This is a genomic window from Clostridium paraputrificum AGR2156, from assembly GCF_000424025.1.
Taxonomy (GTDB): domain Bacteria; phylum Bacillota; class Clostridia; order Clostridiales; family Clostridiaceae; genus Clostridium; species Clostridium paraputrificum.
Genome location: NZ_AUJC01000008.1, coordinates 191,448 through 215,419, shown reverse-complemented (window position 1 = coordinate 215,419; position 23,972 = coordinate 191,448). Strand labels below are relative to the sequence as shown.

Here is a 23,972-nt window from a genome sequence, read left to right as displayed (position 1 = left end):
TTTCTAAAATTAACTTTTTTAATTTATAGTAAATAAAAGACGGTAAACTTAAAAACATTATAAATATAACTCCTATTAATGGAACAAATATTATTGCTCCTATTAACCAAAACATATCTACCATATTAACTTACTAAACCCATGCTTATTTTTAATGCCTTCTCTACTGCTCTTAATTCTCTAAAATCTAAGCTATCAACTTTAGTTAATAGATCCTTTTTATCTAAAGTTGCTATCTGCTCAAGCATTATAACTGATTCATTCTTTAGTCCATCTTTCTTTATTTTCACATGAGTTGGTATATTTGCTTTATTGATTTGAGATGTTATTTTAGCAACAATAACTGTTGAAGCATATCTATTTCCAATATCATTTTGTAATATTAATACAGGTCTTGTACCACCCTGAACTGAACTTTTTCCTTGTGGTTTAGGGAACTTTCCATAAAAAATATCTCCTCTATATACTTCATTCATAAAAATATCTCCTTTCATCTTAATTTTCCCATCCTAATAACTTCTTTTCTAAAGAATCATAATCATATGACCTTGGTGTAAAGTTATTAAAACTGTTATATCTAATAGTGTTAATTCCATTACTTTGGCTACTAAGCTTATTAATTTGATTGTGATTATTAGGGTTATTATATATAGTTACTAGTATTTTATATAACTCTATATCACTCTTATCTGTATATGTGCTTACTATCAAAACTGACCTTTCAAGCCTGTCCATTTCTAACGTACTAATTATCTTTCTTTGTTTTTTATTTAGCTTAATATCCAACATTTCTTCTACATATTCAACCTTCTTGTTAGTCAATTCTTCTTCCAGACTATCCTCCTTCTCACATTTATCGTTATGTATATTTTCTCTAGTAGAAATAATATCCATGTAGTCTTTGTTAGTATTCTCCAAGCTAATCTTTGTATTTGTATCACACTCTTATGTAGGGTATGTTACATTCTGTTGTAAGATACCTTTCATTCTATTGTCAGATATATTACATTCTGTTGTATCGTTATTGTTTAAACCCTCATGTTCACTAGGTTTATCTAAATTACAATTTTTATCTTTCTCTGATTCTCCATCTGAATTATTAGGGGTGTTACATTCTATTGTAGGATACCCTACATTCACGCTTCTATTTACTCCAGTTATTTTCTTTAACTCTTCAATAACTGGTTCAAGAAACATAACATTAGGTAATGTTCTTTCACTAGTTTTTATTGTTCTAAACTCTACTGTAATAATTCCTTTTTCTTTCAAATAATCACAAGCCAATTTTGCTTGTCTTTTACTTAGTCCAAATCTTTCTCCTAATGCTTCATATGTTTTTTGAAGCTTATCTTTTTTAAATTTCTTTTTATATCCTAATACTGCTCCAGTAGATTCATCTCTTATCTCTACAGGTCGATACCAATATACTATTTCGGATAAAATCATTACCGCATTTAAATTTGTTTTCCCATTTTCGTATTTTAAATTTTCTATCCAACCACTATCTATTAAATTCCCTTCTAAGGATATATCTTTCATTTTCATGTAAATTTCCATACTAGCCTCCCATATTTAAGAAAAATTAATGTAGAAGATTTACTCTTCTACATTTTTAACTAACTTTATATGTTTTTATCTTCTTAGTCACTCTATGTATTATTTCAAATATTTCCGAATTATCCTTTATAACTTGCCAGTTATTCGGATTTAACCTTTTCTCTCTTATACGTTTCTTTTGATTCATAGTTGGATTCTTTGGATTCTTCATCTATACCACTCCTTTTATACCTATAAATGTTTTTTGATATTCTCTTAATCCCTCATTAATTGAAATTCTAGGGGTATCCTCTGTATAGCAAACCTCACTCTTTTTTAATACTAGGTCACCTTTACTATTTTGAGTGTATATAGAAGGGTTCATTTTTACGAAATTTCTACTAGTCATAAATCCATTTACTTCACGTTTTAACGCTCTATCTATTGCTTTCCTTCTATCTCGCTCTAATTCATGCTGACTTTTTAGTTCTTTAAAATTTCTTTGTATGCACTTACGAACACTTTCAGGTTTCCAATTAAAAACTTTTGCAATTTCAATATAGTTATATCCTTTTAAATACAATCTCTCTATTTTCTCTTTATCCAACTTCAAAATAATATCCTCCTAAAAAAGAATATAGTTTTCCCCAACCCATAGAGTGGGACACTCTTTATTACCAAATAATTTTTTAACATAAATTTAATACTTTCATTTTCTTAGATACACAAGAAAAAAAACCAATATTAACAATTTATCCCTTAATTCCTCTATTGATTAAGAGATTATCATTAATATTGGTTCAAAACAAACTCTTTATTTATTCATTTTAGGTGTTCTTATTATATATTAAATTTTCACCCTTTTCTATTGTTTATAGACAAGGATAAATCTTAATTATTTAGGAATACTACTTTTAGAAACTTTTTTCAGGGAGGATGATATATTTGGCAACGCTTAAAAAGTTTAAACCCTATTTCTCTTCTTTAGGGATTTTAGTGTTTATTGCCCCTATATTTATGATTTTAGAGGTTCTATGTGAACTTGTTCAACCTTTTTTACTCCAAATAGTAATTGATAGAGGAATAAAAAATAATGATAAAACTCTCATAGTAGAGTTAGGTGCTTTAATGATATTCATAGCTGTAGTTGGAGTTTTACTTGGTATTTTAAACACATATAACTCTAGTAAAATATCAACTATTTTTGCAATGAATCTTAGAGAAGGTACCTTTGATAAAATACAAAGGCTTTCCTTTAGAAATATTGATGAATTAAGTATTTCTAATCTTATAGTTGTGTTGACTAATGACATAAATCAACTTCAAAACTTTGTTATGTCAGGTACTAGAATATTGATTAGATCACCACTACTTTTTATTGGAAGTATAATTTTAGGTATTATAACAGCACCAAGATTATCTCCTATTTATTTAGTTATTATTTTAGTAATTTCTATTGCATTATTTCTTATTATTAAGAAATCATATCCCCTATTTTATGGAGCTCAACAAGGATTAGATGATATGAATACTACATTGAAAGAAAATTTTGATGGTATTATGGCAGTAAAATCATTTGTTCAAGAAAATAACGAAAAGGAAAAATTTAAAGGCAAAAGCTCTAATTTAGCAAAACTAAATACTAGTACATCTAGAATGGTAGGTACTATTTTGCCTATATTTTTAGCAAGTATTAACTTAGGTATAGTTGCAATTTTATGGTTTGGTGGTAAATCAGCTATAAATAATGATTTACCAATAGGTTCTTTAGTTGCATTTATAAATTACTTATCACAATTATTAGTTGCTCTTATAATAGCAAGCTTATTGTTTATGAATTTTACAAGAGCTATGGTTTCAGCAAAAAGAGTTGAAAACATAATGAATGCTACTAGTGATGTAGTATTTATGAATACCTCAAAGAACGCTGATGATATTAGAGGAGATATTACCTTCGAGAATGTTTCCTTTGATTATGATGAAACAGATGGATTTGAGGAATATGCCTTAAAGGATGTTAATCTTCATATTAAAGAAGGAGAATTTGTAGGTATTATAGGTTCTACTGGTTCTGGTAAATCCACTTTAGTAAATTTAATACCAAGATTCTACGACCCTACATCAGGGAAGGTTCTATTAGATGGTGTGGATATAAGAAACTACAATGAGGCTACCCTTAGAAAAAATATATCTATTGTACTTCAAAGTGCTACTCTATTCTCTGGAACTGTAAAATCCAACATAGTTCAAGGGGATTTAGATGCTGTTGAAGATGATATAACAAGAGCTGCAAAAATTGCACAAGCAAAAGAGTTCATTGATAGACTACCTGAAAATTATGAATCTATTGTATATCAAAGAGGTAATAATTTATCTGGTGGTCAAAAACAAAGAATTTCTATTGCTAGAGGGTTAGTTGGTAACCCTAGAATACTTATTTTAGATGATTCAACCTCTGCCCTTGATGCAAAGTCTGAAAGCTTAGTTAAGAAGGCTTTAAATAGAGAACTGAAGAATACTACTACTATAATGGTTGCACAAAAAATATCTTCAATAATTGATGCAGATAAGATTGTTCTTATAGATCAAGGACAAATACTTGCAGTAGGAAGTCATGAAGAATTAATGAATAGTAGTGTTCATTATAAAAACATATATAATACACAACTTGGAGAGGAGGCTTAGCATATATGAATAACAGAGGCTTAAAGTTCATATTATCATATTTAAAAGAACATAAAACTAAGCTTATAATTATAAGCTTTTCTATTATAGTTTATACCTTAACTAAGCTTATAGGTCCTTTCCTAATGGGATATATAATAGATAATTATATAACTATACCTAATGTTGACGGTTTAGTTAAGTGGGTAATTGTTTTATTTTGTGTATATGCTCTATCATCCCTTGCAGGATGGTTCCAAAACTATATAAATGCTGATGTGGCATCACAAACTGTAAATAAGATTAGAACTGACCTATTTAATAAAATAGAAACCTTATCACTAAGATTTTTTGATTCTACTCCACATGGTGAGTTATTAAGTAGATTTACTAATGATATAGACAATATTGGTATAACACTATCTAATAGTATAATTGAGCTAACTTCTAACTTAATTCAATTAGTTGGAGTATTAATATTTATGCTTATATTAAATGTTAAATTAGCCTTAATAACTTTAATTGCCACACCATTCCTAGCTATAATTGTAACTTTTTTAATTAAAAGAACTAGAAAGTTATATGGAGAGCAACAAGGAAAGCTTGGAGATCTTAATGCCTATATTGAAGAAGAGATTTCTGGACTTAAGGTAGTTAAAGCCTATGGTCTAGAAAATGAGGTTGTTAGAAGATTTCATGAGAAAAATAAAAGTTTTAAAGATACTGCAATAAAAGCGCAGTTTACTTCTTACTTAATGATTCCTCTTATGAACGGATTATCTAATGTAACCTTAGTTTTGATTATAGTAGCTGGTTCTATGCTTACCTTAAAGGGTGATGCAAGTATTGGACTTATAGTTACATTTATAAACTTTGCTAGATTATTCTTTCAACCAATAAACCAAATGTCTAATCTTTATAACCAATTAGGATTAGCCTTTACTGGCGCTGAAAGAGTTATGGATATACTTAAGGAGGAACCTGATATAAAAAATACTCCTAATGCAAAGGAAATAGATGTTTTAAATGGATATGTAAATATGAAGGATGTATCTTTCTCCTATAATGATGAAAAGACTATACTTAAAAGAATAAATATTGAAGCCTTTAAAGGTGAAAAGATTGCAATTGTAGGCCCTACAGGATCAGGTAAAACAACTATTATTAATCTTTTAAATAGGTTTTATGATACTAAAGATGGTGAGATATATTTTGATGATTTAAAGATAAAAGATATAAACTTCTACTCTTTAAGAAAAAGAATAGGTATTGTTCTTCAAAATACTATTCTTTTTAGTGGAACAATTAGAGAAAATCTTCTATTTGGAAAAGAAGATGCTACTGATAATGAAATTGAAACTGCTTGTATTAAAGCTAATATACATGATTACATAATTAGTTTACCTAAGGGATATGATACAGAAATAACAAGTGATAGTAATATATTTAGTAAAGGACAAAAGCAACTTTTATCCATTGCTAGAACCATCTTAGCTAACCCTGATATATTAATACTAGATGAGGCTACAAGCAATGTAGATATGATTACAGAACAAAAGCTTCAACAGGCCATGAACACCATGATGGAAGGAAGAACATCCTTTGTCATAGCTCATAGATTAAAAACTATAATTAATTCTGACAAAATTGTTGTAATTAAGGATGGTAAGGTAGTTGAAGAAGGAACACATAAAGATTTAATATCCTTAAAGGGATTCTATAATGAACTATACCAAAATCAATTCTCTTCATTAAAGGGAATTGTAAATGAATAAAATAAAACTCTAGCAAAAATTTTGCTAGAGTTTTTATAACTAACTAAATATCTTAGCCCATATTCCTTTTTTCTTCTTTGTATCCTTCTCTGGCTTCTTTCTTTCAACTGTAAATGAAGTATCTTTTTTCTTAATTATTTCTAAGTGCTTATCTATTGATTTATTAAGTTTTTCAACCTCAAATTTCTTAAAGTTAAATTCACTCTTCATGTTATATAAATCATTTTCTATAGTAACACATTTTTTTAATGCATTAATGTTATCCTTACTCATTTCATAAGCTTCAACTAATATCTCACAATACTTTTTAACTTCTTTAGCATAAGCTGTGTAGTCTTCTGGACTCTTATCGACCATTTCATCCCAACTATGCTTAATAGCTGTATAGTTAGAGAAAATCATTTCTGTTAAAAGATTAGATATATTCAATGAAACTGCATGTTTATCAACTACATTACCCTTAAGATAATTCATTGTTTCTATAGCACCTATTATAGAATAAAACTTCTGTAATGCTATATTCATAAAATCATTTGATGAGCTTTCTGTTACCTCTTTAATAACCTTATTTGTGATATCTACAAATCTATCAGTTATAGTATTATTGGTTTGTACTAAAGCTGTAGTAGAATTATCTTCCTCTATGTCAAAGTTTGCAAAGAAAGAATTATCATTGGTAACAATGATATTATCACCTTCTATATCTTTTGAAGTAACATTTGAATTATTATTCATTGCCTGTCCAACTACAGTATCATTATCTACTTTCTTTATCTTTGAAGCCTCAATTTTTGAGATATTTCTATCTATCATCATTCTTAGAACTTCAATATTGTAGTTATCTAAACCAAGTTTTATTCTATTAGTTATCATAACTTCGACTATATTATTAGTTTCTTTTAATGATTTTATATTCTTAGGATAGATATCCCAGCAATAGTCAAATACTTTAATACAAAGATTAAGCTGTTCTACTATTATGGATAGCTTTACCTTATCCTCAAAGTTAGTATCCTTAAGTAGTTCTAATAATTTACGACTTCTTATAACTATTTGCTTGGTAACTTTAGCCGATATATATTTTCTTATATCTTGAATATCAATAATACTTCCATATAAATAATTTGCCGTTTCTATAGATGTAATTAAAGATATTGAATGTTCTATAAAGTCTTCAACAGAATCTTCATTAAAGTTTCCCTGAAACTCTTTAATCATCTCACTAGCTTGCTCCATGGCAGTTTTAGTAAGATTATTTTGAGTAACTTTAATAAGTATAGAAATATCAGGTCCTTGAGCTTCCATTATTACATTTTGCATTTTTTTAAAGTCCTCTAATAACTTCTTGCTCTTATCCAGGTATTCCTTAGTTACATCATTATTAGTAGTTACTGCAACAAGTTCAGAACTACTTTCTATATTCCCATTTATACCATTATTCTCTTTCATAGTCGCTACACACCCCATAAATAAACGATTATTCCCAAACTCCTACTACAATTATAACCCATCTAGAATTAATTTCCAATTGTTTTTCGAAATAATTATATCTTATTATTATTCTTATATTCCTCAATTCTTTGGGCTAAATCCTCTAAATACTCGTATCTTTCATATTTATATAGAAGTTCTTCTTCTAATTTCTCCTTTTCTGTCATAAGCTCTTGTAGCTTTGAGTAACTTGCTGAATTTTCTTGCATTAATTTATCTACATTTGCTATTTCATTTTCTAGGTTTTCTATTACAGAAGAAATTTCTTCATATTCTTTCTGTTCCTTAAAACTAAATTTTGGTCTTGAATCTCTTTCTCTTACTCTTTGAGCATTTTCTTTTTTTTCTTTTTTAACTTCTGTTTCCTTATTAGCCTTCTTTAATTCGACTTTAATACTATAATCACTGTAGTTACCATTATAAGTCACAATCTCACCATTTCCTTCATATGCAAATATCTTATTACACACTCTATCTAAGAAGTATCTATCATGGGAAACAACTACTACTACACCAATATAGCTATCTAAAAAGTCTTCTAATATGTTAAGTGTATTAATATCAAGATCATTTGTAGGTTCATCCAGTAGAAGAACATTTGGAGCTTCCATTAAAACTCTTAAAAGATGAAGTCTTCTTCTTTCTCCACCAGATAACTTTTCTATTTTTGTATATTGCATAGTTCCATCAAATAGGAATCTTTCACACATTGTAGATGCAGTTATTTTTGTTCCATCTGCTACAGGGATATACTCTCCCCCTTCTTTAACATAATCTATTACTCTTAAATTAGAGTCCATATGAGAGTCATCCTGAGAAAAGCATCCTATCTTTACTGTTTCTCCAACTTCTATTTCTCCACTATCAGGCTTTATAGCTCCCTTAAGCATATTAATTAGCGTTGTTTTTCCAGCTCCGTTATTACCTATAATACCTATCCTATCCTCCTTAGTGAAGATATAGCTAAAATCATGTATTAATTCTTTATTATCAAAACCTTTATTTATATGGTTAATTTCAATTATCTTCTTACCTAATCTAGTTCCTATAAAAGACATTTCTACATCTGTTTCTCTTTTTACATATTCCTGATTAACTAAGTCATCAAACCTTTGTAATCTTGCTTTTTGTTTTGTAGTTCTAGCCTTAGCACCTCTTTTTACCCATTTTTACTCTTTTTTAATTAGAGATTGTCTCTTTTCTTCTTGAGCCTCTTCTATTTCAATTCTTTCCATCTTTTTCTCTAGGAAAGCAGTATAGTTGCCTTCATATGTATATAGATTTCCTCCATCAAGCTCTACTATCCTATTACTTACTCTATCAAGGAAGTATCTATCATGAGTAATCATAATTAATGCACCCTTTCTAGAATTTAAATATTCTTCTAGCCACTCTATAGAATCTGAATCTAAATGGTTTGTAGGCTCATCTAATACCAACAAATCACAAGGAGTAATAAGAGCAGAAGCAAGAGCAACTCTCTTCTTTTGTCCTCCAGATAGATTTTTTATCTTTTCTTCATATTTAGTTATTCCAAGTTTATTTAATATGCTTTTAGCTTCACTTTCAAGCTCCCATAGATTTAATCCATCAATTTCACCTTGAAGCTTTATTAGCCTTTCATTAAGCTCATCAAAATTAGAAGGTGAAGAATTTAGACTTTCAAGAGTTTCTTCATAATCTCTTAAAAGCTTCATTTCTTTACTATCACCCTTAAAGATTTGCTCTAATACAGTTGCATCATCTTGAAAATCTTGACTTTGAGAAAGAAACTCTATCCTAACATTTTTCCCCTTTGTAACACTTCCATCAAAGAATTCCTCTTTTCCTGTTACTATTTTTAAAAGGGTTGACTTACCAGCACCATTTATACCTATAATACCTATTTTATCCCCGTCATTTATACCAAGTGAAACATTGTTTAATAATGTTTTTTCACTATAACTTTTGCTTATATTTTCTAGTGTAATTAAATTCATATATATTCTCCTCTTTATGTAACCTTTATATATTCATATACTAGCATAAGTTTCAAAAATAATGAAGAATTAAAAAGAAGCACTACTGTAATAGCAGTGCTTTCTACTTAATTAAATTCTATTTCCTTTGAAAATACATCTATATACTTATAATAAGGATCCTTTTCATATACCTTACCTAGATATTCCTTTGCTTCCTCATCCCTATCTGTATAATAGCATGCTTCTCCATAGTAGTAACAATACTCTAAGGCATCCCCCTTAATTTCATCTAGGTCAATTTTCACTTTACTTAGTGAATCATATGCAAGTTCATATTCCTCAGCTTCACATGCTGCATAGCCTAAAGCTGTTAATCTTTCATTTTCAAGATACTCATTACCTTCATATGTAATCATAGTTAAATACTTAATAGCTTCTTTATAGTTTTCAGTATGATAATAGCATCTTCCTAAAACATAGGTTAAGCTTGGATCTTTCACCTTATCTACTCCACCTCTTTTTAAATATGTTAAGGCGTTAGTATAGTCCTTTTCATCAAAATATAAGCACCCTAAAAAAAAGTATGCCTCTTTATTATCTTTTCTATAATATACAGCATTGTTTAAGGCATCCTTTGCCTTCTTTGCATCCCCTTTTGAGTATAAAGTTAAAGCATAGTTATAAAATAATGCTGAATTATTGTCAGGGTCATTCTTAAACTTAATTGTAAAGGCAACTCCAACTAATACTATTGCTATTCCAAGTCTCCAATCTAAGAAGAACGCACCTATACCTACTACAAAAAGATAAGTAGTCCATGTACCCTTTACCTTTTGTAATTTTAGCTTATATGTGTTACTTTCCAAAATTATATCCCCCAATCCCTTTTAAACTTACTATAAGTATACAGTAATATGAACTATTACTCAAATGCCGAAGAAAAAGTATTTCCTACTCTTTTAAATGCAATTTCTTTATAGGTTTTTTTATTATTAATATCTATAATAGTTTTATAAATATTTGGACATCCTTCCTCTCTCCAGCGCTTCATATATTTTGCATCAGCTTCAGTTCTATAATAATACTTTTCGTCATAATCATCAGAAAACTCCAAGAAAAAGTCTAATGAATCCTTATGTATTTCATACTCCTTAGAATCTAACTTATTTATAATTGGTAGAAAAAATCTTATTGGAACCTTATAGTTATACTCTCCCTTTAGAGATGTACCTTCCATTAAAGCTCTCTTAATAAATGACTTATCCTTTAAATCTTCTTCTGTAACCCTTAGTTTTAAAATTGGTTCATTTCTTTTATTCTTTTCTAATTTTATTTCTATCATTTGTGCCACCTTCTATTTAAAGTCATACTATGCATTTTACAAGAAAGTATATTATTTTACAAGATGAGTATCCTAAGATTATGAGGTGGGAATATGAATATTAGTACTGATTATAATAAAAATGTAAACTATTTAAAAGATGAAATAGGTTTTGGTAAGTCTTTTGATGTTTTATATAGAGAATTAAATCTTAAGGGAAGGCGTGTTAGCTTGTTCTTCTTAGATGGATTTGTTAAGGATGAATCACTTCAGGCCTTAATACAAAGCTTTTGTGTATATAAAGAAGATAATATAGCAAAAGCAAAAACTGCAGAAGAAATTATTACAACATGTATTAGTGCTATAGAAGTTTCAGAGGAAGAGGATTTTGGAAATATAATTAAAGCTCTCCTTTCTGGTCAAACTGCAATGTTTGTAGAAAATTTAGATAAGTGTATAATGATTGATCTTAGAACTTATCCTGCTAGAGGACCAGAAGAACCAGATAAGGAAAAGGTTTTACGGGGAGCTAGAGATGGTTTTGTTGAAACTATAGTATTTAATAGTGCACTAATAAGAAGAAGGATAAGAGATCCAAAACTAAGATTTGAGATGGTTTCTGTTGGAAGAGAATCTAAAACAGATGTAGCAATTGCCTTTATAGAAGATAGAACTAAACCAGAAGCATTAGAAACTGTAAAAAAACAATTAGCTGAAATTGAAGTTGATGCATTAACTTTAGGAGATCAGAGTTTAATAGAATGCATTAGTAAAAAGACTTGGTATAATCCACTTCCTAAAGTTAGGTATACAGAAAGACCTGATGTTACTGCAGCTCATATATTAGAAGGTAAGATTGCTCTTCTAGTTGATAACAATCCTTCAGCTATGCTTCTTCCTACTAGTGTATTTGATTTCTTAGAGGATGTTGATGATTATTATTCGCCTATATTAACAGGAAATTATTTAAGGTTTCTTAGAAATGCTATTTTACTTATGACTTTATTTATTACTCCAATATATTTATTAATTACAGAATATCCTGATACTTTACCAGAATATCATAGATTTTTACTTCCAACTGACCCATACCATATACCGATATTTTGGCAATTCTTATTACTGGAATTTGCAATTGATGGGTTAAGGCTTGCATCATTAAACACTCCAAACTCTTTAGGCATGTCCTTATCTGTTGTTGGTGCGTTAATTTTAGGGGATTTTACAATAAAGACTGGATGGTTTTTACCTCAAACTATACTTTATATGGCAATAGTTGCTTTAGCTACATTTACTCAGCAATCTGTTGAACTAGGGTTTGCAATAAAGTTCTTTAGGATATTGCTATTAATATTAACTTCACTATTAGGATTAAAGGGACTTATTGGTGGATTTATACTTGGTATTATATTACTTGCCACAACTAGAACATTTACAGGTGAGCCATATCTTTATCCCCTTATACCTTTTAACGGAAGAGCGTTAATGCATTTATTGTTTAGAACTAGCATTAAAAGTAAGAAAAGAAAGATTTAAGATAATTAAGATAAAAGAGAGAAAAGAGATAAGAAGGATAATATTAACAAGGAAGAGTAGTTGCTTTTGAAATTTCTCTTCCTTGTTGGTTTATATGCCATAGGGGATTATATATTTTTTAAACTATAACTTCTCCTATTAATCTCATTAAGTTTAATAATTCTTCTGATTAATTGTTATTATAGGAAACACATACAATATCATTTAATCTTAGTTGGTTTGTAAAATTAAAAATAACTCAGCTCCCTGAGCTGAGTTATTACAAAATCTCTTTTAATCTATTAACTATTTTATATTAATTAATTTCTAATTCAACTGGACAGTGATCTGATCCAAAGATATCTGTATGAATCTTAGCACCGACTAATCTATCCTTTAATGATTCTGATGTTACAAAGTAGTCAATTCTCCATCCTGCATTCTTTTCTCTTGCCTTAAATCTATATGACCACCAAGAATATATTCCTTCTTGATTTGGATAGAAGAATCTAAATGTATCGATAAATCCTGAACTTAACAACTCAGTAAACTTATTTCTTTCTTCATCAGTAAATCCAGCATTTTTTCTATTAGTTTTAGGATTTTTTAAGTCGATTTCTTTATGCGCAACATTTAAGTCACCACAAACTATTACTGGTTTATTTTTTTCTAATGATTTTAAATATGCTCTAAATGCATCTTCCCAAGTCATTCTATACTCAAGTCTAGCTAATTCAGTTTGAGAATTAGGAGTATATACTGTAATTACATAATAATCAGGGAATTCTAGAGTTATAACTCTTCCTTCTTTATCATGCTCTTCTATGCCAATTCCATAAGCTACACTTAAAGGTTCTTCTTTAGTAAATATTGCAGTACCTGAATAACCTTTCTTTTCTGCATAGTTCCAATATTGATAATATCCATGTAAATCTAAATCTATTTGACCAGCTTGTAACTTAGTTTCTTGAAGACAGAATATATCTGCATCTAATTCATTAAATATATCTAGGAACCCTTTACCAACAACAGCTCTTAAACCGTTAACGTTCCATGAAATCATTTTTTTCATTTGTCTACCTCCATTAGTTTTATATTCTAAAAAGAGTATAACACAAAGATTGTTAATGGTTAATATTAAAAGTATTAATAGTCTTTTATAATATTTACTATTAAACTTAATTTCATCCTACAACCACAGATGATATTTTAAAATGAAATGCTTGTTCAGCTTTATAAAATATAAAACTCTAGCAGCTAACTCACAAATATTTTTTATAAATAAATATATAAAGATATAAAGATATATTTATGCTATTATATTTTCTCATATACATTAAGTGGATCCATTGTTCAATTTCCTAAAGCAAAACAAAAAAGAAACACCAGCAAAAAGCGGCGTTTCCTTGTTATTACTTTTAGTTTTTAAATGAATGTATTGGTGCAGGTATTCTTCCACCTCTTTTAATGAAGTCTTCTGAAGAATTAGAGTTTACCTTCATTACTGGAGCAGTGCCTAGAAGTCCTCCAAACTCAACCATATCTCCAACTTCACATCCTGGAGCAGGAATTATTCTAACAGCTGTTGTTTTATTATTAATAACACCAATGGCTGCTTCATCAGCTATCATAGCAGCTATTGTAGATGATGGAGTATCTCCTGGAACTGCAATCATATCTAATCCAACTGAACATACACATGTCATAGCTTCAAGCTTTTCTAAGTTTAGTGAACCATTAACAACTGCATCTATCATACCTGCATCTTCAGATACTGGTATGAAAGCACCGCTTAATCCACCAACATGACTACATGCCATAACTCCTCCCTTTTTAACTGCATCATTAAGCATTGCAAGGGCAGCTGTAGTACCATGAGTACCTACAGTTTCAAGTCCCATCTCTTCTAATATATGAGCAACAGAGTCACCAATAGCTGGAGTAGGTGCTAAAGAAAGATCAACTATTCCAAAAGGAACATTTAATCTCTTAGAAGCTTCCTGTGCTACTAGCTCTCCCATTCTTGTTATTTTAAATGCTGTTTTCTTAATTGTTTCTGCAAGTACATCAAAGGATTCTCCTCTAACCTTTTCAATTGCTCTTTGAACAACTCCAGGACCACTTACACCAACATTTATAACCTTATCTGCTTCTCCAATACCATGGAAAGCACCAGCCATAAATGGATTATCCTCAACTGCATTAGCAAATACAACTAATTTAGCACATCCAAATCCCTTAGTTTCCTTAGTAAGCTCTGCTGCTTCCTTTATTACATCTCCCATGTCCCTTACTGCATCCATATTGATACCACACTTTGATGAACCAACATTAACAGAAGAACACACCTTCTTTGTAACAGCTAAAGCTTCTGGAATCGACTTAATTAAAATTCTATCACCTTTAGTATATCCCTTTTGAACAAGTGCAGAGAATCCACCTATAAAATCTATACCTAGAGTTTCTGCTGCTTTATCTAAAGTTTTTGCAAACTCAACATAGTTTTCCTCATCAGTAGCTCCTGCAATGATTGAAATAGGAGTAACTGAAACTCTTTTATTAACTATTGGAATGCCAAACTCTTCTTCTATTTGGTTTGCTACCTTTACTAAATCCTTGGCAGAAGAGACTATTTTGTTATATATCTTTTCCCTAGCTTTATTCCCATCTGGATCAATACAGTCCAATAAAGATATACCCATAGTTATTGTTCTAATATCTAGTTTTTCCTCTTCTATCATCTTTATTGTTTCTAAAATATTTTGAGAATTAATATTTGTATTCATTATGTAGCCCCCTAATTATAGTGTATGCATTGAATTAAAGATCTCTTCTCTTTGTATCTTTACATCAACCTTTAGTTCTTCACCCTTTTTTAGAAGACTTTTTCTTACTTCATCAAAGGAAACATTTGCATTAGATCCATCTAAAATCATTATCATTGTAAAATACCCATCCATTATTGTTTGAGTAACATTTAAAATATTCATATTACACTTTTGTAATTCACAGCTAATTCCTGCTATAATTCCTACCTGATCTTTACCTATTACTGTTAGTATTGATTTCATATAATCAGCTCCTAAATTCTATAATAATTCTTTTCTAAGTTCTGCAGGTGTCTTTGATGAAAGATATCCAAATGGGACATCAAATACTGTTAAAGCACCCTTCTTACCTTCTTTAGCCATCTTAGCTATGGCTCTAGCATATGCAACTAAAACACTTGAAGTAAATTCTGGATTACTTCCTAGGTCTAGTGAAAACTCAATTCTTTGCTTAGTTCCTTCTCCAGTTTCCCCTGTTCTTATAACAAATCCACCATGTGGCATACCTGAGTGTTCTCTTTTAAGCTCTTCTTCAGTTATAAAGTGAACAGTTGTATCATAATCAGAGAAGTAATTTGGCATATTCTTTATTTCTTCCTCAATTTTTGTTTTATCTGCTCCTTCTTCTGCAACAACAAAACATTCCCTTAAATGTTTTTCTCTAGTTGTAAGGTCTGGATTTTCGCCACTTCTTACCCTTTCTAGGGCAGCTTCTATTGGAATTGTATATTGTATTCCATTTTTAACGCCTTGGATTCTTCTAATTGCATCTGAATGGCCTTGACTTACACCTTTTCCCCAGAAGGTATAATCCTTACCATTAGGCAAAACAGCATTACCTAGAAGTCTATTTAATGAGAATAACCCTGGATCCCACCCTACAGATATTATGCTTAAATTCCCTGAAGCAGTACTAACTTCATTCATCTTCTCAAAATAAGATGGTATTTTAGCATGTGTATCAAAGCTATCTACAGTATTGAACATCTCGGCAACCATTGGTCCCTGTTCTACTAAATCTGTTGCAGAACCACCACAAAGTATCATTACATCAATCCTATCTTTAAAATCACCAATTTTAGAGATATGAACCATTAAATTATCATTTTCTGATACTTTACTAACTTCTCTTCTTGTAAAAATTGCTTCAAGTTCTATATCTTTATTCTGATTTATAGCCTTTCTAACACCCTTTCCTAGATTTCCATATCCAACTATTCCTACTCTTATTTTGTTCTCCATTTTAACAGCCCCTTTAAAAATTTGTTTATTTGTGCTTATTTTACCATAATTTAAGGTTATTATAAATCATTTGAAATATAAATTGTTGAATTTAATAAATATATAATTGTAAAGTTTTACAAACTAAAAAAGAGAAATTGAATGCTTTTCAACTTCTCTTTTATAAACATATACTTATTGGAACTACAATTATAGAAACGCCTTCACATTTTAATCTTGGCATTTTAGGCATTAATATACCATTGCTAGTTAATTGATCACAAAAAGGGCAACAGTTATTTAAAAAATGCTCATAATAATCATGTTGTGCAGTTTTTCTTAGAAGGCTTATGCATTTACCATTAGGCGCAACATTTATAACCTTACCATATACTGTACAAGGACAATCAACCTTATCATAAATATAGGAACTATTGTTCATAAAGAAATTATTATTAACATTAAGAACAACTGGAGTATCTCCACATTGTAATATTAAATCTTGAGTTGAATTTTTATTAAGAATTTCACTTAAATGACTAAGTAGATGATTCATATTTTTAAAATTCAGATTTCCATTAAGTCCCTTAGATATCATTTTATCAAGATTGTCACTGCCAAAACAATCAAAAATAGTTAATACAGAATCAAGATAAGAATTAATTGATTCCGAGGTTAAATTACCATGAATTTGTATGTAATCTCCTGGAAATACATCTCCTTCATTTATTGTTGTATCATAAAATGATTTTAATCTATTTGAAGATTTCAATTGAGTTATAAGCTCTCCATGAAGATTAAATGTGGTAAATACACGCTTTAATTCTTCTTCTCTTCTAACAAACTCTCTATTTTCAATTCCAGCATTATTAGTACGAGTGTTTTCGCAATGTTCTGCAGAAGTTATATTACTTCCTTTAAATCCTTCTCTTTCATCATTACTTGTTCTATCTTCATCAAAACAATGGTCTCTTAAATCAATTCCTGCTCTTCCTGATAGAGTTAAATCCTGAATAATTCTTGATGTTCTAATTTCTATATATCCGTTAAGTACGAATGAGGACATATTACGAACAAGGTCCTCATCTAAATACATTAAAAGTGCTAAGTCTAATAAATCATCCATTCATTCACGTCCTCAAAGGATTGTTTCATATTAGTCTATTAATATTAATATAATTTTATGCCATTCTTGTCCTTTTTAGAAACATATGGATTATCATTATAATAAAATCTATATAAGAAATCTTTTGCTTCTTCTGCATAATCTATTCCTATTCTCTTACTTTTTATTATATATCCCGTTTTTTCTTCTTCTACTTGAAATAGAGCTTTTAACTCATCATCAAGATCACAAATAAATAAATCCCCTTCAAATAATAATCTATTATTTAACCTTTTATCGATATTAAGAGCCATGCAAAGCTTTGAAGGTCCCGATGTTAAATTCAATTTTTGCTTTTTATCCAATTCACTAAAATTCTTTTTATATCTCATATTAGCTATGTAATCTAATCCTATTAAAGGCTCAATAGCACGTATTAATACACCTTGAGGTTCTCCTTCTCTCTCGGTTATTGCATTTAAGCAGTTATACATTCCATATATTCTGTAGACATAGGAAGTGCCTGCTCTTCCATACATAGGTAATACCCTTTCAGTCTTTCTACCACCATATACATGAGCTGCTTTATCATTAACTCCAGTATATGCTTCTGTTTCAACTATTTTTCCTCCTACTAATTGATCATTTATATTATGGATTAAATATTTTCCTAGTAAATCTACAGCGACATCTAAGGTTTTTCTTCCATAAAATTTTTCATTTAAAATAATCATAATGCCACCTCCACTAAGATATAGTATAACCTAAAGCATAAAAAGAAACTCAAGTTAAAACTCGAGTTTCTCTAATAATATCTATTTTTTTGTCATTCTTTTATACTTTCTTGCTTTCATCATTAAATCCATCATATCTTCTCCCATTTCCATAAGAAGATTTGCTTTTCTAGCAGCCTTTTTCATCATAGATTTCATATTTTTTTTAGCTTTCATAACTAAGACCTCCTACAAATTATTTTTATAAATTTATTTACAATAATAGTTTGTACCAAAACCTTATATATAACCTATGATTTTAATGGATTTAAATTATAAAGTTAAATTAAAAAACAGAATATATCCATTTATAAAAAATAATATAATACTTGCAATTAAATAAATAAGCTTCTTAGATGCTTCTGTAGCTTCACTTTTTCGTAAAAAAGATAACAAAACCATTACTAATGGTATTATTAATACTCCTATATATTTACTAATAGAAGAATCTATTTCTCCTTGAGTGTTTATATGTATTCCCATTTCTTTAGGTAGAAAAAATAAAGCAACAATATTAATTAATAAAGTAAGACCTATTATTCCATAATTTATTTTCTTTTGTAGACTTTCATTTAATAAAAAGTTCATTATAAACACCTCCCTTATTTGATACTATTATTCTACTACAACTATAACAGAATGTAAATGATTTATATAGTTTTATAAAGTATTAATTACCTTATACAATTTGTTTTATAGGTTCGAAAAAGGTATAATAATATTATTACGTTTACGATAGGGTGAGAAAGATATGGTTAAAAGAGTACAAATGAGTAAAAATTTAGCTAAGGAGATTACTTCTTGGAAATATGAAGATGAATGTGGTATTTATAATCTTCCTAGTTGGGAACAGATGAAAATTAATAACTATGCATTATGTGATGATACTTTAAGAAAAGAGCTTTATAATGCATATCTAAATTCTAATGACGAATTGATTGGATTTACAAGAATAGATAATTTTCCTACAGATATTGTAATAGGAATTGGTGTTAAACCAAACAAATGTGGTAAAGGCATAGGAGAAGAAATACTCAAGATGACAATAGATATGTGTAAAATGAAATATGGAGATAAGCCTATTAAACTTCAAGTAGCTACTTGGAATCAAAGAGCTATAAATTGTTATAGAAACGTTGGATTTACTTCTATAAAGACATATATGGATGAAGATTTAGAACTTATTGAAATGGAATATCTTTAATAATATAAGTAAGAAAGAAATACTATTAATACTAGTATTTCTTTCTTATATATTATTTACAAATATCCACCCATTTTAAGGCATTAGATAGTTTAAATAACTCATCTAAAGTAAGCTCTATAGCAGAATTACTACTGCCACAAGCAGGGAAAACTGTTTGGAATCTCTCCATTGATTTATCACAATATATCTGAACTTTATCTAAATCTATAACAAAGGGACATACTCCGCCGACTCTATGTCCTGTAAATTCATATACCTCATCAGGACTTAGCATCTTTGCCTTAATTCCAAATTCATTTTTAAATTTTCTATTATCTACTTTCCTATCACCAGCAGTTACTACCATAATACACTTTTCATTATTTTTAAAAGTTAAAGACTTTGCAATTCTAGCAGGCTCAACATCTAAAGCTTCAGCAGCAAGTTCTACGGTAGCACTTGAGGTATCAAACTCTCTTATATATTTATCTTTTCCATAACCCTTAAGAAAATCTCTTACCTTTTCTATAGTCATATAAATCAACTCCTTTCTTATATGTAATAATATTAAATAATAACCCTAGGTCTATCTAATGTCAATAAATTCAAATCAAGGGAATATACATAAAATAAAGGGAACACTTTTAACAAAGTGTTCCCTTTTTACCTTTATAAACAATTTTTTCGAACTTATTTTTAACTATTTTTTACAATTAACTTTACATAATATTTGTTGTGTTATTTTTAGAACATTCTAAAGCTCTTCCTGAAACTACAATAAATCCATCCCCTATCTTTACGCATAGTCGTGAATGATAGTCTAGGTACTCTTTATCTATTTTATATGCAACTACAAGAATTATTAAACTTTGATAAAATATAAGCTAAAGATGAGTTTTCTAAAATAAACTCCTCTTTAGCTTATATTTTACCACTTAATACTACTATCTAATTTTAATCACATTGGCTTTCCTTAAACCCTAAAAGATTAAGTATATCCTTTGCTACATTTCTTTCCTTTCCTTCATATGGATAAGAATGAATATGTATTGCAGGATTAAAGTTTAGTTCAATAATTCCATAATTAGATCTTTCATCGGTATAATCTTCTATTACCATATCTACACCACAAATTTTTGCTCCTATAGACTTTGCGGACTTTATTGCTATTTCCTTAAATCTATTTGGAATTACATCTGTGAAATCTATACTATCTCCACCAGTACTTATATTAGAATTTTCTCTTAAAAATACCTCTTCACCTTCTTTTAAAACAGTATATATATCTCTATTGTGGTTTTTAAGATATAGAAGTACAGAGGTATCAATTTCTATTTTTTCAAGTGGAGTTTTATATCCCTTTCCTCTTAAAGAGTCCTTATTTTTTATCTCTATAAGTTCCTCAATTGTATGTTTTCCATCACCCTTAACATTAGCTGGGACTCTATGAAGAATACCTGAAACCTTATCTCCAATTACTAAAAATCTAAATTCCTTTCCTTTAATAAATTCTTCTATAAGAACTGTATTGTCCTTTGAGAAGGCAAAATCTAAGGCTTTAGTTAACTCTTCCTTGCCTCCTCCATCAGGAAATATTGATATTCCAAGACCAAAGTTTGTTGATTTTGGTTTAATTACAACTGGAAGGTTTACATACTTCTCTATTCTTCTAATACTTTCATCAATGCTTGTAAATTCTTCTCCCTTTGGAACTCTTACATCTTTTTTATCTAGAATTTTCTTTGTCACAACCTTATTATTCATAGCTAGTACTGTTGCATAATTATCTACGGAGGTTTTAGTAGCTTGTTTTATGTATTCAAGCTTCCCATTCTTTTCCAAGGATATGAAATTATCATCTCTATCTAATACTTCAAATTTAATACCTCTTTTAATTGCTTCCTTCATTAATATTTGAGTAGAAAGCTCCATATCTTCGAAGCCCTTTAAATTAAATCTTTTAACATAAGCTTCTTTCTTATACTTTTTAGATAAATCTAAGTGAGAATCAATATATCCTTTTTCTTTAACTAATTCAATAAATCTATAGGTGTTTGTCTTTTTATAATCCTTTATTTTCTCAATTTGAGCATCAATTAACTCACCCTTACCTAAATTAAGAATATGATTAATATCTCTAATTTCATTTAATATCTCTAATCCCCATTGAACCTTAGAAACTTTTTCACCATCACGTATTAGTTCTATATCTAAGCCACCATTTCTAGCTATATTCTTTTGATTCTCAAGGCCATCTATTTGCCAATCCTTATAATTACTTTCTTCTTTAAATAAAAGATAAAGATTGAATAATTCTAAAAACTCTAAATCCTCTAAGGAAATACCACCCTTACTAAAAGGATTAATATCGATACTTCTGTATTCAAGATATTGTATACCTTCATTTAATAAAGACTCAAGTATTTTATTTGGATTCTTCCCCTTAGGTCTAACTGAACTGTAGAATTCTTTAGGGCTTTGAATTAAACCATCATTAATAAACCTCTTTAAACTATTTACATACTCTCTTGTTGAAGTATAATCTGCAAATAAAGTTACTCTATTACCATATCCACAATCACTATTTCTATAAGAAACTATACCTTCACAGGAATATGCACCTTGTGAAATATTATCTAATTTCTTTAAACATTCTCCCTTATAGCTAGAGTGAACTACTCCTGTGCTGCCTAAAAGATAAATAAGAAGCCACCTATATCTTAAGTAATTTCTTACTATTTTTAGATAAAGGTTATCTTTAAAAGTTTTAAAATCTTCCTTTTTAGATGAATTTTCATAAAGTTTATTTAACACATCATCATCTAATGAAAAATTATAGTGAATTCCTGAAATTAATTGAATTTTTCCACCATACTTTCTTAATAGTTCTTCCCTGTATGCTCTAGCCTCTTCACCCTGCTTACATTTACAAAAAGTTGCTATAGGAATCTCCCTATCATCTGGGATTATACAAGGCATAGATTCTGGCCAAATATATTCATCTCCTATTTCAAGGGCAACTATATCATAAAGAGCATTTAAAAAATCATATACCTCTTTTGACGTATTAAACACTGGGGTTATAAGCTCTAATTGACTTTCTGAAAAATCAGTTGTAATGTATGGATTCATAATTTTATTTCCAAACACCTTTGGGTGCTTATTTCTCGATAATTCTCCTTTTACACCAACTCTAAGACCTTCTCTTTCAACTCCAAAGTTTCCTCTTAAGATTTCATCTGAAGTGAAAAGAGCTTTAAATGTATTTAGCATTTGTATACTCCTTCCTAACTGTAACTATATATAATAAATAAGCTGTTATTCCTTTTAAAACACTTGATAGTGCAATACTTAACCATATACCATTAACACCAATAATTCTTATAAATATTAGTGCCATTGGTATCCTTAAAACTGTAAATATTATGCTTATTATAGCTGGTATCTTAGGCTTACCAACTCCTGTAAACAAACCATTTGACACCATTTCAATAGTGCTAAATAGCTGAGATAAGCCAACTATCTGTAGATAACCACATGCAATACTTGCAGTATTGTCCTCCTTAATAAATAAACTAACTAGAGAACCTGGGATAAATATAAAAATTAATGCCATAAACAAGGAATATATTAATCCTATTCTTAATGAACTATTATATCCATCTAAGATTCTTTTATATTTTTTTGCACCAAAATTCTGACCTGCAAAACTTGAAATGGCACCATTTAATCCGCCTATAACCATGAAGGTAATGGATTCTATTTGAAGTCCAATCTTCTGTGCTGCTATAGCATCTGAACCAAAGTTACTTATTATCTTCGCAAGAGAAATATTTACAAGAGTGAAAAGCACTCTTTGAAAGGACATAGGAAAACCAAGCTTTATTATCTCTATTATCTTTTGTAAACTATATTTTATTTTAAAATCATAATATAACATTTTATTTGATTTTATGTTATAAAGTACAAACATTAATACATTTGATATTAAGGTTGCAATAGCTGCTCCCTTTACACCAAAACCAAAAGTATATATTAAAATTGGATCTAAAATAATGTTTGTTAGAACTCCAACAGCGTTAATTTTAAGTGCAATTTTATTATTACCATAACTAGATAATATTCTAGTATACAGCAAATTGAAAAATGCAAAGAAAAGCATTGGTGCACTAAGTGCTAAATATATATATCCATCTCTTTCAACCCTTAGATTTCCTAAATCTAAAAAAGATATTAACTCCTTACCAAGCAAGACTAAAAGCAAGGAATATATTAATCCAATTATAAAATTTAGTATAAGTCCAGAATTAATATATCCTTTAGTTTTAATTTCATCGCTATTCCCTATTGAATGAGCAACTTTAATCCCTGTACCAATAACAACAATAGCATTTATAGAATATCCAAGACCTATAAAAAAGCTTGAAGATCCAACACTTGCCACTGCATCACTTCCTAGCCTTCCAACAAAAAGCATATCTACAAGATTATAAGTAAACTGTAGAAGAGAACTACCCATAATAGGTATTGCTGTAGCTAATAGGACTTTTGTTACCTTCCCCTTAGTTAAATCTATTTTTTGCATACACACTCCTT

23 protein-coding genes and 1 pseudogene are annotated in these 23,972 nt (G+C 29.2%); 4 read left to right on the top strand and 20 right to left on the bottom strand.

The window, feature by feature from the left end:
• Positions 1-125 precede the first annotated feature (125 nt).
• Genes G594_RS0110180 through G594_RS18775 form a run of 5 tightly spaced genes read right to left on the bottom strand, consistent with a single transcriptional unit; the run spans position 126 to position 2,149 of the window.
• Complete coding sequence (locus tag G594_RS0110180) at positions 126-476, bottom strand: type II toxin-antitoxin system PemK/MazF family toxin (RefSeq protein ID WP_027098486.1); 351 nt, start codon at positions 474-476, stop codon at positions 126-128.
• Between the two features lie 19 nt (positions 477-495).
• Positions 496-918 (bottom strand): hypothetical protein, encoded by a 423-nt coding sequence (locus tag G594_RS0110175; protein WP_155849304.1) that lies wholly within the window; start codon positions 916-918, stop codon positions 496-498.
• Between the two features lie 27 nt (positions 919-945).
• Complete coding sequence (locus G594_RS18780) at positions 946-1,557, bottom strand: hypothetical protein (protein WP_051195974.1); 612 nt, start codon at positions 1,555-1,557, stop codon at positions 946-948.
• A 55-nt stretch (positions 1,558-1,612) separates the two neighbouring features.
• Positions 1,613-1,768: a DUF6906 family protein gene (locus G594_RS20325; protein WP_165438821.1), complete on the bottom strand. Its 156-nt coding sequence runs from the start codon at positions 1,766-1,768 to the stop codon at positions 1,613-1,615.
• Positions 1,769-2,149 (bottom strand): hypothetical protein, encoded by a 381-nt coding sequence (locus G594_RS18775; RefSeq protein ID WP_051195973.1) that lies wholly within the window; start codon positions 2,147-2,149, stop codon positions 1,769-1,771. It abuts the gene before it with no gap.
• Positions 2,150-2,481: 332 nt separating this feature from the next.
• On the opposite strand from G594_RS18775, the gene G594_RS18770 reads away from it, so the two are divergent.
• On the top strand, positions 2,482-4,221 hold the full coding sequence (locus G594_RS18770) for an ABC transporter ATP-binding protein (RefSeq protein WP_167539561.1): 1,740 nt from the start codon (positions 2,482-2,484) through the stop codon (positions 4,219-4,221).
• Between the two features lie 5 nt (positions 4,222-4,226).
• Positions 4,227-5,975 (top strand): ABC transporter ATP-binding protein, encoded by a 1,749-nt coding sequence (locus G594_RS0110150; RefSeq protein WP_027098484.1) that lies wholly within the window; start codon positions 4,227-4,229, stop codon positions 5,973-5,975.
• 39 nt (positions 5,976-6,014) lie between these two features.
• On the opposite strand, the gene G594_RS0110145 is transcribed toward G594_RS0110150, so the two are convergent.
• The 4 genes and pseudogenes from G594_RS0110145 to G594_RS0110130 form a co-directional block, all read right to left on the bottom strand.
• Positions 6,015-7,424, bottom strand: coding sequence for a hypothetical protein (locus G594_RS0110145; protein WP_027098483.1), 1,410 nt, complete (start codon positions 7,422-7,424; stop codon positions 6,015-6,017).
• Between the two features lie 95 nt (positions 7,425-7,519).
• Positions 7,520-9,445: pseudogene (locus G594_RS18765) on the bottom strand (ABC-F family ATP-binding cassette domain-containing protein).
• Positions 9,446-9,552: 107 nt separating this feature from the next.
• Complete coding sequence (locus G594_RS0110135) at positions 9,553-10,293, bottom strand: tetratricopeptide repeat protein (protein WP_027098482.1); 741 nt, start codon at positions 10,291-10,293, stop codon at positions 9,553-9,555.
• Positions 10,294-10,349: 56 nt separating this feature from the next.
• A complete protein-coding gene (locus tag G594_RS0110130; protein WP_027098481.1) occupies positions 10,350-10,769 on the bottom strand; it encodes a hypothetical protein in 420 nt (139 codons plus the stop codon).
• Between the two features lie 93 nt (positions 10,770-10,862).
• On the opposite strand from G594_RS0110130, the gene G594_RS0110125 reads away from it, so the two are divergent.
• Positions 10,863-12,284, top strand: a complete 1,422-nt coding sequence (locus tag G594_RS0110125; protein ID WP_027098480.1) for a spore germination protein — start codon at positions 10,863-10,865, stop codon at positions 12,282-12,284.
• 295 nt (positions 12,285-12,579) lie between these two features.
• Here the strand turns inward: G594_RS0110125 and G594_RS0110120 are convergent, their stop codons facing one another.
• The 8 genes from G594_RS0110120 to G594_RS0110085 all read right to left on the bottom strand — a co-directional run bounded on the left by G594_RS0110120 (position 12,580) and on the right by G594_RS0110085 (position 18,778).
• Positions 12,580-13,335: an exodeoxyribonuclease III gene (locus G594_RS0110120; protein ID WP_027098479.1), complete on the bottom strand. Its 756-nt coding sequence runs from the start codon at positions 13,333-13,335 to the stop codon at positions 12,580-12,582.
• Positions 13,336-13,681: 346 nt separating this feature from the next.
• Entirely contained in the window at positions 13,682-15,037 is a 1,356-nt protein-coding gene (locus G594_RS0110115) for a PFL family protein (RefSeq protein ID WP_027098478.1), read from the bottom strand.
• A 27-nt stretch (positions 15,038-15,064) separates the two neighbouring features.
• Entirely contained in the window at positions 15,065-15,334 is a 270-nt protein-coding gene (locus G594_RS0110110; RefSeq protein WP_027098477.1) for an ACT domain-containing protein, read from the bottom strand.
• Between the two features lie 18 nt (positions 15,335-15,352).
• Positions 15,353-16,333 (bottom strand): diaminopimelate dehydrogenase, encoded by a 981-nt coding sequence (locus tag G594_RS0110105; protein WP_027098476.1) that lies wholly within the window; start codon positions 16,331-16,333, stop codon positions 15,353-15,355.
• 160 nt (positions 16,334-16,493) lie between these two features.
• The gene (locus G594_RS0110100) at positions 16,494-17,438 is read right to left on the bottom strand and encodes a DUF6414 family protein (RefSeq protein ID WP_027098475.1); all 945 of its coding nucleotides are present in this window, start codon (positions 17,436-17,438) and stop codon (positions 16,494-16,496) included.
• Between the two features lie 44 nt (positions 17,439-17,482).
• On the bottom strand, positions 17,483-18,151 hold the full coding sequence (locus G594_RS0110095; RefSeq protein ID WP_027098474.1) for a DNA-3-methyladenine glycosylase: 669 nt from the start codon (positions 18,149-18,151) through the stop codon (positions 17,483-17,485).
• An 81-nt stretch (positions 18,152-18,232) separates the two neighbouring features.
• Complete coding sequence (locus tag G594_RS20640; protein WP_271815725.1) at positions 18,233-18,367, bottom strand: hypothetical protein; 135 nt, start codon at positions 18,365-18,367, stop codon at positions 18,233-18,235.
• Positions 18,368-18,463: 96 nt separating this feature from the next.
• On the bottom strand, positions 18,464-18,778 hold the full coding sequence (locus G594_RS0110085; protein ID WP_027098473.1) for a DUF1648 domain-containing protein: 315 nt from the start codon (positions 18,776-18,778) through the stop codon (positions 18,464-18,466).
• Positions 18,779-18,959: 181 nt separating this feature from the next.
• On the opposite strand from G594_RS0110085, the gene G594_RS0110080 reads away from it, so the two are divergent.
• On the top strand, positions 18,960-19,394 hold the full coding sequence (locus tag G594_RS0110080; protein ID WP_167539560.1) for a GNAT family N-acetyltransferase: 435 nt from the start codon (positions 18,960-18,962) through the stop codon (positions 19,392-19,394).
• A 52-nt stretch (positions 19,395-19,446) separates the two neighbouring features.
• Here G594_RS0110080 and G594_RS0110075 read toward each other — a convergent pair whose 3' ends face one another.
• From G594_RS0110075 to G594_RS0110065, 3 genes are all read right to left on the bottom strand, one after another.
• Positions 19,447-19,911 (bottom strand): YbaK/EbsC family protein, encoded by a 465-nt coding sequence (locus G594_RS0110075; RefSeq protein WP_027098471.1) that lies wholly within the window; start codon positions 19,909-19,911, stop codon positions 19,447-19,449.
• Between the two features lie 419 nt (positions 19,912-20,330).
• Positions 20,331-22,649: a bifunctional glutamate--cysteine ligase GshA/glutathione synthetase GshB gene (gene gshAB / locus G594_RS0110070; RefSeq protein ID WP_027098470.1), complete on the bottom strand. Its 2,319-nt coding sequence runs from the start codon at positions 22,647-22,649 to the stop codon at positions 20,331-20,333.
• Positions 22,633-23,961 (bottom strand): MATE family efflux transporter, encoded by a 1,329-nt coding sequence (locus G594_RS0110065; RefSeq protein ID WP_027098469.1) that lies wholly within the window; start codon positions 23,959-23,961, stop codon positions 22,633-22,635. The genes gshAB and G594_RS0110065 overlap by 17 nt, the downstream gene beginning before the upstream one ends.
• Positions 23,962-23,972: the final 11 nt, after the last annotated feature.

Bases quoted from the DNA above. Each gene is read 5' to 3' on its own strand.
- G594_RS0110100 (WP_027098475.1), bottom strand. From the start codon at position 17,438: ATGGATGATTTATTAGACTTAGCACTTTTAATGTATTTAGATGAGGAC.
- G594_RS20640 (WP_271815725.1), bottom strand. From the start codon at position 18,367: ATGAAAGCTAAAAAAAATATGAAATCTATGATGAAAAAGGCTGCTAGA.
- gshAB (WP_027098470.1), bottom strand. From the start codon at position 22,649: ATGCTAAATACATTTAAAGCTCTTTTCACTTCAGATGAAATCTTAAGA.
- G594_RS0110120 (WP_027098479.1), bottom strand. From the start codon at position 13,335: ATGAAAAAAATGATTTCATGGAACGTTAACGGTTTAAGAGCTGTTGTT.
- G594_RS0110145 (WP_027098483.1), bottom strand. From the start codon at position 7,424: ATGAAAGAGAATAATGGTATAAATGGGAATATAGAAAGTAGTTCTGAA.
- G594_RS0110065 (WP_027098469.1), bottom strand. From the start codon at position 23,961: ATGCAAAAAATAGATTTAACTAAGGGGAAGGTAACAAAAGTCCTATTA.
- G594_RS0110125 (WP_027098480.1), top strand. From the start codon at position 10,863: ATGAATATTAGTACTGATTATAATAAAAATGTAAACTATTTAAAAGAT.
- G594_RS0110080 (WP_167539560.1), top strand. From the start codon at position 18,960: ATGAGTAAAAATTTAGCTAAGGAGATTACTTCTTGGAAATATGAAGAT.
- G594_RS0110110 (WP_027098477.1), bottom strand. From the start codon at position 15,334: ATGAAATCAATACTAACAGTAATAGGTAAAGATCAGGTAGGAATTATA.
- G594_RS0110150 (WP_027098484.1), top strand. From the start codon at position 4,227: ATGAATAACAGAGGCTTAAAGTTCATATTATCATATTTAAAAGAACAT.
- G594_RS0110075 (WP_027098471.1), bottom strand. From the start codon at position 19,911: ATGACTATAGAAAAGGTAAGAGATTTTCTTAAGGGTTATGGAAAAGAT.
- G594_RS20325 (WP_165438821.1), bottom strand. From the start codon at position 1,768: ATGAAGAATCCAAAGAATCCAACTATGAATCAAAAGAAACGTATAAGA.
- G594_RS0110105 (WP_027098476.1), bottom strand. From the start codon at position 16,333: ATGGAGAACAAAATAAGAGTAGGAATAGTTGGATATGGAAATCTAGGA.
- G594_RS0110085 (WP_027098473.1), bottom strand. From the start codon at position 18,778: ATGAACTTTTTATTAAATGAAAGTCTACAAAAGAAAATAAATTATGGA.
- G594_RS0110130 (WP_027098481.1), bottom strand. From the start codon at position 10,769: ATGATAGAAATAAAATTAGAAAAGAATAAAAGAAATGAACCAATTTTA.
- G594_RS0110180 (WP_027098486.1), bottom strand. From the start codon at position 476: ATGAATGAAGTATATAGAGGAGATATTTTTTATGGAAAGTTCCCTAAA.
- G594_RS18780 (WP_051195974.1), bottom strand. From the start codon at position 1,557: ATGGAAATTTACATGAAAATGAAAGATATATCCTTAGAAGGGAATTTA.
- G594_RS0110095 (WP_027098474.1), bottom strand. From the start codon at position 18,151: ATGATTATTTTAAATGAAAAATTTTATGGAAGAAAAACCTTAGATGTC.